The 1,285-nt window shown below is 64.9% G+C and carries 3 protein-coding genes; 1 reads left to right on the forward strand and 2 read right to left on the reverse strand.

Annotated elements, in window-relative coordinates; all coding sequences use genetic code 11:
* Positions 1-266, reverse strand: a 266-nt coding sequence (locus AB0N17_RS46760) for a hypothetical protein (RefSeq protein WP_366017740.1), incomplete at its 3' end; no start/stop codon positions are given.
* A gap of 23 nt (positions 267-289) precedes the next feature.
* Here AB0N17_RS46760 and AB0N17_RS46765 point away from each other — a divergent pair.
* Complete coding sequence (locus tag AB0N17_RS46765; protein WP_366017741.1) at positions 290-886, forward strand: YdcF family protein; 597 nt, start codon at positions 290-292, stop codon at positions 884-886.
* Between the two features lie 7 nt (positions 887-893).
* Here the strand turns inward: AB0N17_RS46765 and AB0N17_RS46770 are convergent.
* Positions 894-1,285: GNAT family N-acetyltransferase (locus AB0N17_RS46770; protein WP_366017742.1), on the reverse strand; the 392-nt coding region annotated here is incomplete at its 5' end.

Consider the following 1,285-nt stretch of genomic DNA (forward strand, 5'->3'; position numbering starts at 1 on the left):
CTGTTCTCGAAGGCGCCGCGCAGCAGTGAGTACTGCCCGTGGATGTGGAGCGTGATCGACGCCGAGTTGTCCCGCAGGTCGTCCGCGAACGTAGAGCGGAAGCAGTGGAGATGGTCCACCGCCACGGTCAGCGCGATCCAGGCGTTGTGGGACACCTGGTAGGGGTCGGTCTTGGCGTCGTCTCCGGCGAGGGCGCTGCCGGACTGGACCTGCCATTGCTTGGAGTCGGACTGGGTGAGGCTCTCATACGGCCTTCCACGACGCAATGTTGATCTGGAACCATCACCAGATGGGCCACAGTCCGCGCCCGTGCTCGGCGGCGATCGGGCTGGGCAGCCACGATCTCGGTGTGGCCACCGCGGCAGCAGATTTGTACCGCGTCGGCCTCTTTCCGGTCGTGGTGTTCAGCGGCGGCAACAGCCCCACCACCCGGGCACGCTTCCCGCGAGGCGAAGCCGTCCACTACCGCGAGCACGCGCTGAGCCTGGGCGTGCCGGAAGAGGCGGTCCTGGTCGATTCGAAGGCAGCCAACACCGGCCAGAACATCACCTTCTCCCGCGAGTTGTTGGCCAAGGCCGGCATCGGGGTCGAGTCGCTGCTGCTGATCTCCAAGCCGTACATGGAGCGCCGTTCGTACGCGACCTGCCGCAAGCTGTGGCCCGAGGTGGATGTCGTGTGTGCCTCCGAGCCGCTGGAGTTGGACGACTACATCAAGTCCATCGGCGACGAGAAGCTCGTCGTGGACATGCTGGTGGGTGATCTGCAACGGGTGATCGAGTATCCGAAGCTCGGCTTCGCCGTCGAGCAGGAAGTGCCAGCGGATGTGTATGGCGCTTACGAGCGACTTGTGCGGGCGGGGTTCGACAGCCGTCTTGTCACTGGCTGACGGCGACTCAGTCCCGAAGGTCTTTGACCATAACCGCGTACACCGGTGAGTCGGCGAACGGTTGCTGCTCGCCGACTCTGGCGTATCCCCATGTTTCGTACAGGACTTGGACCTTGGGGTGCGTGACGTCGACCAGCAGCACGGCGAGGTCTTCGGTACGTTCCTTGAGTAGCGCCTCGTGCAGGCGGTCGGCAATTCCCTGCTTGCGCCAGCTTGGGCGCACCATCACCTCGGAGACTGCGTAGGTGGAGGCGTAGCCGTTGTTCGGCTCGTACGCGGTGGAGCGCCACCATTCGCGGCCGGGGTCAGCCGCAGCACCGCCTCGCAGTGCACCTTGAGCATCTTCAGCTCGTCCGCCATCGGGACTTCCAGATAGCGGCCCTTGTTGCCGAAGCCGGC

The organism is Streptomyces sp. NPDC051133, from assembly GCF_040682635.1.
GTDB lineage: Bacteria > Actinomycetota > Actinomycetes > Streptomycetales > Streptomycetaceae > Streptomyces.